Below are 14012 nucleotides of genomic sequence, written 5' to 3'. Positions count from 1 at the left end.
TACGCATCGTGTCGCCCGCGGGTCCGGCCGCCAGCGGGAGGCAAAGAAAGCGGGGCTATGCCGAGACTCTTACGCGCCGTATTCCGCGGGGTCCGGCCGCTCGCGGGAGGCGAAGCGGAAACCGGCCGTATGGATCAGTCCCCCTCCGCGTCCCGTGCTCCCTTCCCGCCGGAGGAAACGGAGCCGAGCGCCCTCCGCGCCCCCACGCCCAGGCCCAGTATCCTCGCCAGGGGGGAGGTGAGCGCCTTCTGCGCCGCCTTGGTCGCCTCGTTCACGCTTCCGGCCATACTTTCCACGGACGCAAGCACCCCGTCGACGCGCGCCATCTCGACGTTGACGTGGTCCATGGTCGTCTGAAGCTTCGTGAGCAGCGGGACGGCCTCGTGCCGGATGTCATTGAGTATGCGGTTGGTGATGGAGAGGGACCTGGCCAGCTTTAAGGTCACCACCGCCAGCGCTAGCATGAAGAGGGCGAAGGAGACGGCGCACACCAGCGCGGCGATCCCACCCAAGCGCAAGCCCCCCTCAATGTTCCTGTCGCCGCCGGGAAAGGTAATCCTGGATGGCCGCGTGGATGCCCTCGGCGGCGAGATTGGAGCAATGCATCTTCTCCGGCGGCAGGCCGTCCAGCGCCTCCGCAACCTGCTCGTCGGTTATCTTCAGGGCCTCCTCTATGGTCAAGCCCTTTACCATTTCCGTGCCCATGCTTCCCGAGGCGACGGCCGCCCCGCAGCCGAAGGTCTTGTATTTCACGTCCACCAGCCGGCCGTTCTCAACCTTGATATAGACCTCCATCATGTCCCCGCACACCGGGCTGCCCACCCTGCCCACACCGTCGCAATCCGGGATCGTCCCAACGTTGCGGGGATTCTGGAAATGTTCTATCACCTTGTCGCTGTACACCTTTTTCTCCTGTTCGCACGCGGTTTTTCAACTTTTCGAGGATAGCACCGGCCCGGAAGGGGTGTCAAATGGGCCGTGCCCGGACGGGCAGCGCCCGTCATCCGCACGAACGCGCTCATCGCGTTCCATCCCTCCCCTCCCCCGTCCTGCGTTTCCATTCCCCGGCCAGTTCCGCCTCCTCCCCGTTTTCCCCGGGCCGGTAGAACTCGCGGCCCTCAAGCTCGGGGGGAAGGTAACTCTGCCTGACGTAGGAACCGGGAAAGGCATGGGGATAGAGGTAGTCCCTGCCGTGGCCCAGCGCCGCGGCGGCGGGGTAGTGGGCGTCCCTCAGGTGTGCCGGCACGGGGGGAGTCAGGCCCTCGGCCACCTCCCTGTCCGCCTCCGCTATGGCGCGTGTGGCGGAATTGCTCTTAGGGGCGAGGGAAAGGTAGAGGGCCGCATGCGCGAGGTTCAGCCTGCACTCGGGGAGTCCCACGAAATCCACGGCTTGCGCCGCCGCCACCGCCACCTGTAGGGCGTTCGCGTCCGCCAGGCCTATATCCTCCGAGGCGAAGATGACCATGCGCCGCGCGATGAACCTGGGGTCCTCCCCGGCGTAGAGCATGCGAGCCAGCCAGTAGACCGCGGCGTGTGGGTCGGAGCCCCGCATGGACTTGATGAAGGCGGATATGGTGTCGTAATGCGCGTCCCCCCACTTGTCGTAGAGGAGCGCCTTGCGTTGTGCCGCCTCCTCCGCGGCCTGCAGGTCGATGCGCCTCACCCCGCCTTCCTCCTTCGCCAGCAGTGCCGCCGCCTCCAGGGTGTTCAGGGCGACCCTCGCATCCCCTCCCGAGAGGCGGACGATGTGATCCAGGGCTGCTTCCTCCACCACCAGGCCGAGCCGCGCCAGGCCCCTTTCCTCGTCCGCGAGGGCCCTCTCCACGATGGTCCTCACCTCATCCTCGTTCAGGGGCTTGAGGCGGAATATCTTGGAGCGTGAGACGAGGGCCGGGTTCACCTCGAAATAGGGGTTCTCCGTGGTGGCGCCGATGAGGACGATGCGCCCGTCCTCCACCGCCGGGAGTAGGGCGTCTTGCTGCGCCTTGTTGAACCTGTGTATCTCGTCGATGAAGACGATGGTGCGCTGCCCGTGCATGGCCCGCCTGTCCCCGGCCTCCTGGATGAGCCTGCGCACCTCGGCAACGCCGCTCGCCACCGCGGAAATCTGCTGGAAATGAGCCCGTGTCATGGCGGCGATGATCGCCGCCAGCGTGGTCTTGCCCGAACCGGGTGGACCCCAGAAGATCGCTGTCGCCAGCCGGTCTTCCTCTATGGCCCGGCGCAGGTAGGTGCCCTCGCCCACCAGTTCCTCCTGGCCCACGAACTCCTCGAGGGAGCGCGGGCGCATGCGCAGGGCCAGCGGCGCCTCTCTCCTGAGCATCTCCTCCCGTGCGCTTTCGAAGAGATCCAAGGGGATCTCCTTTCTCTCCGGAGCCAGGGGCCTGTGCCGGAAATCCCCGGCAAGTAACCCCCGCCTCGACGGCGACCCTCGCCAGGAAACCGCCGAGAACAATATACCGCGCGCCCCCGACAAGTAGGCTGCCCGGTCACGCACGGCAAGCGGTAGCTCGTTGAAGACGGCCCGTCGCCCCGTCCAAGCAAAATAATCGGACTCCACCCTGCCGTCCACGCCGCTATCTTGAACCTGCACCCACGCAGGTGGGCACCTACCGCAGGCCTCCGCAGTCCCCCACCCGGGTTGGGGGCATTGCGTCCGCCGGCGGAAAGCGGTTCCCTTTTTCGAAGTGTTGGCTCAACGATAAACCACGGCGCACAACGTACAAGGTCGAGCCCGCAAACCGCGCTACCTATATTTTATATTCCGGCATGGCGGAGCGCAAACCACTGGCCTTGCCAGGATGATAGGGTGGCCTCCCGATCTTTTTATCTGGAAAGCGCCTGCCGAAACGATACGGCATCGTTCTCCCGATATCCTCCGCTTCTGCACGCACGGACTCTATCATCCCGCCGGTCGCGTTCCCGCGACCCGCGGCCGGCCCGGCCGCGCGGGTATCCCATACGGCGGATCCGGAGCCGTGGATTCCAGCTTCGTGGAGCGTAGATCCGCTATTGCGGCCTCCGCCATGATGGTCTCTTCTCAACCCGCCGGTCGCGTTCCCGCGACCCGCGGCCGGCTCGGCCGCGCGGGCAGTCCCGCATCGAATGCCGGCTCGAGCGGGGCGTTCTATCGACCGCCATCCCGAGGAAGTAAGGTAACCGATGATAAATATTAGGGGATATCCGTATGCGGCATCGCTCACCTCCCTGCGTGCGGCCGCGCGTTTTCCTTCGTCGGCACACGCGGGGTCAGCCGGTGAGACGAACGGTGCCGGTGTCGGGGCGCGGCGGTGCGCCTCAGGGATCCCCGGCCTCCGCCTCCACGCTCAGCTCCTCCAGCCTGTCGCGCACTTCCTGCACGCTTTTCCCCGGGGTGGAGGCGCCTCCCAGCACCGTTACCTTTCTCGCTCCCTGCAGGACATCGGCCGTCAACTCCCCCGCCGCCTCCACCTTGATGGTCCTGGTGCCGGCGGTTGCGCAGATCTTGCGCATGAACTCGGTGTTCGAGCTTTCCTTTCCTCCCACCACCACCACGAGGTCCGAATCGAAAGCCGCTTTCAGCGCCTCGGCCTGGCGGGCCAGCGTGTTGCGGCAGAGGGTGTTTATGAGCTTCATCTCGCCGACCTCCCTCATCACCTCGGGGACCTCGTTGATGAGGCCGTCAAGGAGACTGCGGAACGTGAGCAGGTCCACCGTGGTCTGGGCGATAAGGCCCACCTTCCTCACCTTTTCCGTGCGCTTGCTCCACCATTCCTTCAGCTCCTGGGTGTCCTTGATGACCTCGGCGTTCCCGCCCACGTGGCCGAGGATGGCCGCCACCTCTGGATGCGCGGCGTCGCCCACGATGAAGAGGTGGTAGCCCTCCTTCACGAGGCGCATGGCCGCCCTCTGCGCCTTCTTCACCGTGGGGCAGGTGGCATCCACCAGCGCGGCGCCCTTTTCGCGCAGGAGGGCGGCGGTCGCGGGCGGTATGCCGTGAGACCTCACCACCACCAGCGCGCCCCTCAGGGACAGCCCGCGCAGCACCTCCTCATCCTCCGGCAGTATCTGCAGCCCCCTCTCCTGCAGCTCCCCCACCACGTGCGGGTTGTGTATGATGGGCCCCAGCGAAAACACCTTCCCCCGCGCCCCGGCGAGGGTCTCCTCCGCGAGTCGCAGGGCGCGCCTGACCCCGGGGCAGAAACCGGCATAGCGGGCGACCTTTATCTCCATTCCCGTTCCTTTCCTCTCCCGTCCTCAAACCCCCCCTGCACACGGGGGCACCCGCGCATGCCGTCCCCAATCACGGAGCCGCCATGCCTCGCGGGCCGCTCGTCCACGCGCGAGCCGCCCCGGGCTACCCTCCCGCCCTCACCGTCACATACCTTGATTTTACAGCTGGCGCAGGCGCAGCTCCTTGAGCTGCTCGGGATAGATGGCATCCGGAGCCCCGGTCAAGGGGTCCGCACCCGATTGCGTCTTGGGAAAGGCGATCACCTCGCGGATGGATTCCCTCCCCGCCATTATCATGACCAGGCGGTCAAGACCGAAGGCTATGCCGCCGTGCGGCGGCGGCCCGTAGCGGAAGGCCTCGAGGAGGAAGGAGAACTTCTCTCGCACCTCCTCGTCGCGCAATCCCAGGATGCGGAAAACGCGCTCCTGCAGGGCGGGCTGGTGGATGCGGATGCTGCCGCCTCCCAGCTCCACGCCGTTGAGCACCAGGTCGTAGGAGTCGGAGGTCGCCTCGAGGGGCCGCTCCTCAAGGAAATCCAGGCATTCCCGCGACGGCGCGGTGAAGGGATGGTGGTTGCTCTTGTACCTCTTTTCCTCCTCGTCCCACTCGAAGAGCGGGAAACGGGTCACCCACACGAAGGAGAACCTCCGCTCCGGCGTCACCGGGTAAAGGCGCGCGCAGTGATCGCGTATTCCGGAGAGAACCGCATTGGTCTCCTCCCCTCCCGCCGCCAGCACCAGCACCTCTCCCTCCTGCAGCCCGGCGGCGCGCAGCGTGTCCGCGACCTCGCGCCCGTCGAGGAACTTGGCAACCGGCGACCTTATCTCGTCACCCTCTCGCACCATCCAAACCAGGCCCCCCGCCCCCAGTCGCTGCGCCTCCTCGACCAGGCCGTCCAGCTCGCGTCGCGCGGGTTTCCTCATGCCCGCGACCTTGAAGCCCCTTATCCTCCCGCCCGCCTCCAGGGCGGCGCGGAACACCTTGCAGGTAGTACCGGCGTATATGGCGGAATAATCCCCTATCTCCATCCCCCAGCGGACATCCGGCCGGTCGCTCCCGTAGCGTTCCATGGCCTCGTGCCAGGTAAGGCGGGGAAACGGCGTGGCCAGTTCTTCCCCCAGCAGCTCGCCGAAGAGGTATGCGAACATCTCGTCCATGAGGCCCATGACGTCCTCCGGTTCAACGAAGGACATCTCCAGGTCTATCTGGGTGAACTCCGGCTGGCGGTCCGCCCGCAGGTCCTCGTCACGGAAGCAGCGCGCGATCTGGTAATACCTCTCCATGCCGGCTACCATCAGGAGTTGCTTGAAAAGCTGCGGCGACTGCGGGAGGGCGTAAAACTTGCCGGGCTGCAGGCGGGAGGGCACCACGAAGTCCCGCGCCCCTTCCGGGGTACTCTTGGTGAGCATGGGCGTCTCGATCTCGAGGAAACCGCGGGCATCCAGGAAATCGCGCACCGCCTTGCACACGCGGCTGCGCAGGATGAGGGCGTCACGCTGCTCGCCGCGGCGCAGGTCGAGGTAGCGGTAGCGGAGGCGCAGCGTCTCATCCACCTCCCCCCCTCCTTCTATCTCGAAGGGCGGGGTCTGGGAGGCGCTCAGAACCGTCACCCTCTCGGCCATGACCTCGATCTCCCCGGTGGCCAACCTGGGGTTCACCGCCTCCGGCGGCCTGGTCCTCACTTTACCCGCGCAGGAGATCACGTACTCGCTGCGCAGTGAGCGGGCTACGGCGTGCGCCCGGGAGCTGACCTCCGGGTTGAACACCACCTGCACCAGCCCGGAGATGTCCCTCAGGTCTATGAAGATGACGCCCCCGTGATCCCGTCTCGTGTGCACCCACCCGTTGAGGACCACCTCGGCGCCGGCGTCCGCGGACCTCAGCTCCCCGCAGCAACGGGTCCTCTTCTCCCAATCTCCGTCTGCCATTTCCTTCAGCCCCTCGCGCTAAGATCGCCCTGTCGGCTACCGCCGCTTCCTGCTTCCAGACGTTGCCGCAGCGTCCGCCATATGGCATCTCCTTCCAACCTGTCCTGGGTACCCCCCTCCATGTCGCGCAGGGTGAGGTAACCCCCGGAGAGTTCCTCCTCGCCGATGAGCAGGCAGTAGCGGAAACCTCCCCTGTCGGCCTCCCGCATCTGTGCCTTGGGGCTGCGCTCCATGTGGTCGAGGTCGGCGCGGATACCCATTTCCCTTATCCTTCCAGCTACTGCGAAGGCTCTCTTCCTCGCTTCTTCCCCGATGGCCACCACGTACACGCCTTTCCTGCCCTCCTCCTCGATGCGGGGCCGCGCATTCATCACCCGCTCCAAGCCGATGGAGAAACCCACCGCGGGCGTGGGCTTCCCCCCCATCTCCTCCACTAGGTGGTCGTACCTTCCCCCGGCCGCCAGGGAGTTCTGCGACCCCAGTGCGGGGTCCTGGAATTCGAACACCGTGCGCGTGTAGTAATCCAGCCCCCTCACCAGCCTTTCTTCCACGCTGAACGCCACCCCCGCCTCCTGCAGCAGTTCGCTCACCTGCCGGAAATGCTCCCGGCAGGCTTCGCAGAGGAATTCCCGTATCCCGGGCGCCCCACCCAGGACGCGGCCGCAGGCCTTCTCCTTGCAGTCCAGCACCCTCAGGGGGTTCTCCACCGCGCGCCTGCGGCAGTCGGCGCACAGCTCTCCCTCCTTGTCCCGCAGGTACTCACGCAGCGCGTCGACGTAAGCCGGCCTGCAGGCGCGGTCGCCCACGCTGTTGATCGCCAGCACGCATTTCACCGCGAGGCGGGAGAGGAAGTGGTGGCAGAGGAGGATGACCTCGGCATCCGCACTGGGCCGGGGCGAGCCCATGAGCTCCACGCCCAGCTGCGTGAACTGGCGGTAACGGCCCGCCTGGGGACGCTCGTGACGGAACATGGGTCCGCGGTAGTAGAGCTTTACCGGCAATCCAGACTTTTCCAGCCGGTGCTGCACGAAGGCTCGCGCCACCCCCGCAGTGGCCTCAGGCCGCAGGGTGAGACTGCGTCCGCCCTTGTCCTCGAAGGTGAACATCTCCTTGCGCACGATGTCCGTGCTCTCGCCGATACCGCGCGCGAACACCTCGGTGTGCTCCATGAGGGGGAGCATGATCTCCTCGTAACCGTAGGTGCGGAAAAGGGCGGCTCCCATGTCCATCACCCTCCGCCAGCGCTCGCTCTGCGGGGGCAGTACATCCATGGTGCCCCTGGGCGACTTGGCCTCCATCCCTTGTCCTTTCTTCCCTGCAACTCCTCCGGCGTGATCCCCGCACGCGCTACGAGCGGCCGTCCCCTTGCGCCCCCGTGCCGTCCTCGGCGGGGCCGCGCAGGCGACGCCCCGCGCGCCATCTCACCGCAAGCCCACCAGGAACGGGTTGTGCGCCTTCTCCACGCGCAGGACGGTCTGCGGGCCGTGACCGGGCATGATGAGCGTATCCTCCGGCAGGTCCCAGACCTTTTCCCTCACCGACTCCAGGAGCGCCTGCAGCGACCCTCCCCGCAGGTCCGTCCTGCCTATGGAACCCTGGAATATGAGGTCCCCGCAGAAGAGGTATCCCGGCGTGTAGAAACTCACGCTGCCGGGGGTGTGGCCCGGGGTATGGAGGACACGCAAGGCAACCCCTCCCACCTCTATGACATCGCCGTCCGCTATGTGGCGCACCTCGCGGGGGCGCCTGGGAAACGCCCCTACCGCGAGTCCCACGAACCTGCTGCGGGCGGCGGTAAGCGCGCCTGCGTCCAGCTCGTGTATGTAGACGGGAGCCCCCACCTCCTCGCTCAAGGGTCCCGCTCCCGCCACGTGGTCCGGGTGTCCGTGCGTGCACAGTATGCCGCGGCATGCGAGCGCTGCCCGCTGCAGGCGCTGCACTATATGTCTTACCTCGCCCGCGGGGTCTATGACCACGGCCTGGGAGCCCTCATCCGCCGCCAGTATATAGCAATTGGTCGCGAGCATGCCTACGGTCAGGGTCTCGAGGAACATGGAACCTCCGCTGTTTCCTGCCTTTCCTCAACGGAACAGCAGTCATTATATCCTCAAAGGGCGGGACTTCTCCATACGCGGCGGCGCTCGCGGCGGAGATCATGCCGAGGCGCTCATTGCGCGGGCGATTCGACGAGGATGGTCACCGGCCCGTCATTCACCAGCTCCACCTCCATGTGCTTCCCGAAGACCCCGCGCGCGGGCGGAAAGCCCGCGCGCGCGAAGGCCTCGCAGGTCTGCCGGTAGAGCTCCTCTGCCCTCTCCGGGGGGGCGGCCGCAACGTAGCTGGGCCGCCTTCCCTTGCGGGCATCCCCGTAGAGGGTGAATTGCGAGACCACCATGATCTCGCCCCCCACCTCCGCCAGGGATAGGTTCAGCTTGCCCTGTGGATCGTCGAAGATGCGCAGGTTCACGACCTTGTTCACTATGAAGTCGATATCACGTGCGTCGTCCCGGGCGGCAACGCCCAGGAGCACGAGTAACCCCGCCCCGATACGCGACACCTCCTCGCCGTCCACGCGGACGGCACAACTCTTCACCCTCTGCAGCAGAGCCCTCATGCCGTACCCTCCGGAAACACGGGGACGGCTCCCGCTGTGCGTAGCCGCGCGAGCCCCGCCCGCGTCAGCTCCCGGGAACCACCCGGTAGGCGTTGTAGACGGAATCGACCTTGCGCACGTTGCGCAGTATATCCTCCAGGTGGGATATATTGGCGAGCTCGAAGACGAAGCGGCTGACCGCCACGTTCTCCCGGTTGATGTTCATGGTCGCAGAGAGGATGTTCACGTGGTACTCCCCCATGACCGTGGTGATGTCCCGCAAGAGGCGGGGCCGGTCCATGGCCTCCACGCAGATCTCCACCTGGAAGCTGGTCGGCTGCTTGGTGTCCCAGCTCACCTCGATGCTGCGGTAATCCTGCTCCCTCATGTGGCGAGCGTTCGGGCAATCCGCCCTGTGCACGGACACTCCGCGCCCCCTGGTTACGAAGCCGACGATGCGGTCATAGGGGACGGGGTTGCAGCAGTGGGCTATGCGCACCAGGACGTTCTCCACCCCCTCGACCTTCACCCCCTTGGTATAGGCGGGGGTCTTGCGGCGCCGCTTCGGCGTGGGCGGCGCCTCGGTGACCTCCTCGGGAGGTCCCAACCGCGTGACGAGGTGGTTGACCACCTGCTGGGCGGAGGTCTTGCCCGCGCCGATGCTCGCGTAAAGGTCGTCCAGGCCCACGAAACCGTATTCTTCCCTCGCGATATCCTCCAGGGTGTCCGTGCCCAGGATCTTCTGCAGGGGAAGGCGGGCCTTGCGCATGGCCTTGACGAGCATCTCCCTCCCCTCCTGGGCGTCCTCCTGGCGCCTCTCCTTGGAGAAGAACTGGCGTATCTTGGTCTTGGCGCGCGCCGTCTTGACGATGTTTATCCAGTCCTTGGAGGGCCCGGGTGAGGTGTTGGAGGTGATGATGGTGACCATGTCCCCGTTGCGCAGGTTGTACTCTAGGGGGACCAGCCTGTCGTTCACCTTTGCCCCCACGCAGCGGTGCCCGACCTCGGTATGGATGGCATAGGCGAAATCGATGGGCGTCGAGCCCTTGGGCAGGTCGATGATGTCTCCCTTGGGCGTGAAGACGAAGACCTCGTCCTCGAAGAGGTCGATCTTCAGGGATTCCATGAACTCCTGGGGGTCGGAGAGGTCATGTTGCCACTCCACGATGCGCTTTATCCACGCCAGCCGCTCCCTTATGCGCTCCTGGGTGCGGCGCGTCTCCTTGTAACGCCAGTGGGCGGCTATGCCGTATTCCGCCCTGCGGTGCATGTCGTAAGTGCGTATCTGTATCTCCAGGGGTTTCCCCTGTGGCCCCATCACCGTGGTGTGCAGGCTCTCGTAGATGCCGAAACGCGGCTTGGCGATATAGTCCTTTATGCGACCGGGCACGGGTTGCCAGAGCGAATGCACGATGCCCATGACGGTGTAGCACTCCTCCCTGGCGTGCACCAGGATGCGCACCGCGAAGAGGTCGTAGATCTCGTCGAACTGCTTGCCGCGCTCCCTCATCTTCGTGTAGATGCTGTAATAGTGCTTCACGCGGCCGCTGATCTCCGCCTTGATGTGGGATTGCCTGAGCAGGGCCTGCAGCTCCCTCTCCACCTGCCTTATGTACTCCTCCCTCTCGCCCCTCCTCTGGTTGACCATCTGCACGATCTCCTGGAAGCGCAGCGGGTAGAGGGTGGCGAAGGCGAGGTCTTCCAGCTGCCACTTGAGCTGCGAGATGCCCAGGCGGTGGGCGAGAGGCGCGTAGATCTCAAGCGTCTCCCGCGCCTTCTCCCTCTGCTTCTCCTCCGAGAGGTGCCCGATGGTCTTCATGTTGTCCAGCCGGTCGGCGAGCTTGATGATCACCACCCTGATGTCGCGCGCCATGGCCACGAACATCTTGCGGAAATTCTCCGCCTTCTCCTCCTCGCGGCTGCGGAAGGAGAGATGGTCCAGCTTGGTCACGCCGTCTATGATCTCCGCCACCTCGGGACCGAACCTCTTCCTCACGTCCTCCAGCGTGATGTCGGTATCCTCCACCACGTCGTGGAGGAGGGCGGCGGCGAGGGTGGTCTCGTCCATCTGCATGTCGGCGAGTATGTGCGCCACGCCCAGGGGATGCAGTATGTATTCCTCCCCGCTCTTCCGCAGCTGGTCGCCGTGATGCTCGCGGGCGAACTCGTAGGCTTCCCGGATGAGCTTTACATCCCCCTTGCCGTTGTAGGATCTCACCTTCTGGATGAGGGATTCCACGGACTGCGACAAGCCTTCCTACCTCCCTTTTCCTCGCGCGTTCCTCCTATCCTGATAGTGCCACAATGGCAAGGCCACTGAAAAGCCGCTGCAGGGGTCTTTCCGGCTGATGTAGGAAGGCGCAGCCCCGTCTTCCGCACGGTAGTCGCCCTCCCGCATGCTTCTGCGGGCGTCGGGAGCCTTCGTCGCAGCAGGCGTCCTGGCGTCAGCGCTTTTTCTTCTTCTTTTTCCTGCCGCCTCCCGGCCCCTTGGTGGTGGCCTTCTTGCGCTGCTGCGCTGCTGATGGCCTGCCGGCGGAGGGTTTGCCGGCGGCCCGCGGTCTGGCGGGGGTGGGTTTGGCAGCCGGGGGTTCGGCGGCGGCCTCCAGCCCTCCGGGCGTTTCCGCCGCAGCCGTCTTGCCGCCCGATCTCTCGCCCCTCGCGGCCGCCTCTTCCACGACTTCCTCCGCTCCCTCGGGGGCGGCTTTTCCCGCCCCCGCGGCCCTGGCCTTGCTCACCAGTATGGCCTCGCGGGCCCCCCGCGCCCCCACCCTCTCGCGCACCGCCGCGTAGCGCGGCTCCCTCTCCTTCCACATGGCCAGCAGCGGCGAGGCGATGAAGATGGAGGAATAGCCTCCCAGGAGCACCCCCAGGAAGAGCGCGAAGGCGAAGTCCTTGAGCGTCTCACCCCCGAAGACGAGGATGGTAATTATTGGCAGGAGGGTCGTCAGGGTGGTGCCGATGGAACGCATGAGGGTCTGGTTTACGCTCTCGTTCACGATGCCGGAAAAGGATATCCTGCCGGCGCGCGCCATGAGGTTGGTGTTCTCCTCCACGCGGTCGAAGACCACTATGGTGTCGTAAAGCGAATAGCCCAGTATGGTCAGGAAGGCGATCACCGTCACCGGCGTGACCTGCCGCCGCGTGAGGGCGTAGATGCCCACGGTTATGATGGTGTCGTGGATGAGGGCGGCGATGGCCGTCACCGCCATCTTGAACTCCAGGCGCAGGGTTATGTAGATGAGGATCACCACCAGGAAGACGCCCAGCGCAATGAGCGCCTTGCTGCTCACCTCCCGTCCCCACTCGGAGCCTACCTGTTCCTCCTGCAGGATCTCCGCGATCCCGTACCTATCCCGCAAGCGTCCCTCGACCGCCTCTATGGTCTCCTTGCGTGTCTGTGTTTCCTCTATGTAGGGCATGCGCAGGGTGAGGGTCATGCCGTCGCCCGATACCTGCACGATGGCCTTGTCGAGACCCTGTGCCGCGTAATCGCCGAGGATGGACCGCACCTCTCCCACGTCGGCGGGGCGCTCCAGGTCCATCTTCACCAGGTAACCGCCCCTGAACTCGATCCCCAGGTTGAGCCCCATGACAGCCAGCGCCGCCACCGAGGCCGCGAGAAGCAGGGCGGAAAAGGCGAACCAGTAGACGTTGGGCGGGGAAAGGGGCTTGCCGCCGACCAGGTTGTACTTTACCTCTCTGCCCCTCACGTACATCAGGCCTCACCCCCCGCGACCTCGCGCCCCACCCCCACCATGCGCGGGCGGTTGTAAACCTTGAGGCCGGAGAGGAGGGACACCGCGTTGCGGGTGAAGAAGTAGGATATGAAGACGTCCAGGATGGTGGCGATGCCCAGGGTGAAGGCGAAACCCTTCACCGCGCCCATGGCCAGTATCCAGAGTATGAGGGCGGTGATGAAGGTGGCCGCGTCCGCGGCTATGATGGTGCGGAAGGCCGAGCGGTAGGAGCGCTCCACCGAGGAGCGGACCGCCTTGCCCTCTCTCACCTCCTCCTTGAGGCGCTCGAAGAAGACCACGCTGGAGTCCGCGGAGATGCCCACCGAGACCACGATGCCGGCGATGCCGGCCAGGGTAAGGGACCAGTTGACGAAGCGCCCCAGGAGGACCACGATGCCGAACATGAGCAGTCCGAAGATGCCCAGGGAAGCGCAGGTCACTATCCCCAGCATCCTGTAAACGGCGAGCATGAAGATGGCCACCAGAATCAGCCCTACCAGCCCGGCGATGAGCCCCTGCCGCAGTGAATCCCTTCCCAGCGTGGCGCTGATGTTCTCCACCAGGGGGTCGGGCTCGAACTCCACCGGGAGCGCCCCCATCCTCAGCACCAGCGCCAGGTCCCGCGCCTCCTCGCGCGTGAAATCACCGGTGATCTCCCCTCGTCCCCCGCTTATCTCCGACTGCACGGTGGGGAAGGACTCGATGCGGTAATCGAGGACTATGGCCAGCTGCTTGTTGAGGAGTTCCCTGGTCAGGGAGGCGAACTGCGGCGCGGCCTCGTCGGTGAGCTCGAAAACGATCTTGAAGCCGCCTTTTTCCTGGTCCACCGCCGGGTCCGCCGTCTTGATGATGTCGCCGGTCAGCCGCGTGGGCCCCATCCTCACCTTGAGTACCCTGTCCTTCTCCTCCTTTTGCAGCACGATCTCCTGGTCTTTCAGGGCCTGGTAGGTCTCGAGGTCCTCGGGGTTTATGGCCGTCACCTGCGTCTGCTCGTAATTCTCGCTTTCGGGATATATTACCTCCAGCACCTCCCGGAACTGCAGTTGCGCCGTGCTGCCGATGATCTTCAGCACCCGCTCGGGGTCCTGCTCGCCGGGGATCTGCACCAGCACGCGGTTCTCGCCCTGCGCGGCCACCACGGGCTCCGTCAGTCCCAGGGCGTTGACGCGGCGGCGCACGATGTCGGCGGCTTTCTCCATCTTCTCCGCCGTGGCATCTCCCAGCGCCTGCAGGGTGACGCTTATGCCTCCCTGCAGGTCCAGACCCAGGCGGGGGCTGTACCCGCCCACAAGTATGGGTATGTACATGCCCAGAAGGATGGCGACCACCACGGCCAGCATGCCCAGGGACCTGCCCCTTTTCACCTTTCACCTCCTGCAGGCGGCTTACTGGCCGCCTCCTCTCGTGTCCTGCCCTTAAATTCCCTATGCAGGGGGATCGAACGCTCCGCGGAAACGCCCCGCGCCATGTGCCGCATGCGCCGGGGAGCGATGGAAGGGCCTCTTCCCCGCCCTCCGGCAAAAAGGCCGCGCATGCGACGC

Annotated in this window: 11 protein-coding genes; all 11 read right to left on the bottom strand. The window is 65.5% G+C overall.

The features are described from left to right. Positions 1-134 precede the first annotated feature (134 nt). Entirely contained in the window at positions 135-512 is a 378-nt protein-coding gene (locus tag H5T73_02350; GenBank protein MBC7246608.1) for a DUF948 domain-containing protein, read from the bottom strand. 13 nt (positions 513-525) lie between these two features. Further along, positions 526-903, bottom strand: a complete 378-nt coding sequence (gene nifU, locus H5T73_02345; GenBank protein ID MBC7246607.1) for a Fe-S cluster assembly scaffold protein NifU — start codon at positions 901-903, stop codon at positions 526-528. Between the two features lie 115 nt (positions 904-1018). After that, positions 1019-2353, bottom strand: coding sequence for a replication-associated recombination protein A (locus tag H5T73_02340; protein ID MBC7246606.1), 1335 nt, complete (start codon positions 2351-2353; stop codon positions 1019-1021). A 944-nt stretch (positions 2354-3297) separates the two neighbouring features. After that, entirely contained in the window at positions 3298-4212 is a 915-nt protein-coding gene (ispH, locus tag H5T73_02335; GenBank protein ID MBC7246605.1) for a 4-hydroxy-3-methylbut-2-enyl diphosphate reductase, read from the bottom strand. Between the two features lie 159 nt (positions 4213-4371). Further along, on the bottom strand, positions 4372-6141 hold the full coding sequence (gene aspS, locus H5T73_02330) for an aspartate--tRNA ligase (protein MBC7246604.1): 1770 nt from the start codon (positions 6139-6141) through the stop codon (positions 4372-4374). A 5-nt stretch (positions 6142-6146) separates the two neighbouring features. After that, complete coding sequence (locus H5T73_02325) at positions 6147-7439, bottom strand: histidine--tRNA ligase (protein MBC7246603.1); 1293 nt, start codon at positions 7437-7439, stop codon at positions 6147-6149. 123 nt (positions 7440-7562) lie between these two features. Then, a complete protein-coding gene (locus tag H5T73_02320) occupies positions 7563-8195 on the bottom strand; it encodes an MBL fold metallo-hydrolase (protein MBC7246602.1) in 633 nt (210 codons plus the stop codon). A gap of 113 nt (positions 8196-8308) precedes the next feature. Then, positions 8309-8755, bottom strand: coding sequence for a D-tyrosyl-tRNA(Tyr) deacylase (locus tag H5T73_02315; GenBank protein MBC7246601.1), 447 nt, complete (start codon positions 8753-8755; stop codon positions 8309-8311). A gap of 64 nt (positions 8756-8819) precedes the next feature. After that, complete coding sequence (locus H5T73_02310) at positions 8820-10985, bottom strand: bifunctional (p)ppGpp synthetase/guanosine-3',5'-bis(diphosphate) 3'-pyrophosphohydrolase (GenBank protein MBC7246600.1); 2166 nt, start codon at positions 10983-10985, stop codon at positions 8820-8822. 193 nt (positions 10986-11178) lie between these two features. Next, the gene (secF, locus tag H5T73_02305; protein MBC7246599.1) at positions 11179-12450 is read right to left on the bottom strand and encodes a protein translocase subunit SecF; all 1272 of its coding nucleotides are present in this window, start codon (positions 12448-12450) and stop codon (positions 11179-11181) included. Continuing rightward, positions 12450-13835 carry a protein translocase subunit SecD gene (gene secD, locus H5T73_02300; protein MBC7246598.1) on the bottom strand — a complete coding sequence of 462 codons (1386 nt, stop codon included), beginning with the start codon at positions 13833-13835 and terminating at the stop codon, positions 12450-12452. Before secD ends, secF begins: the two co-directional genes overlap by 1 nt. Positions 13836-14012 lie beyond the last annotated feature (177 nt).

The sequence above is a fragment of the Actinomycetota bacterium genome (genome assembly GCA_014360655.1).
GTDB lineage: Bacteria > Actinomycetota > Geothermincolia > Geothermincolales > RBG-13-55-18 > JACIXC01.
The sequence above is the reverse complement of the archived record's forward strand: the minus strand, read 5'-3'. Positions and strand labels throughout refer to the sequence as shown.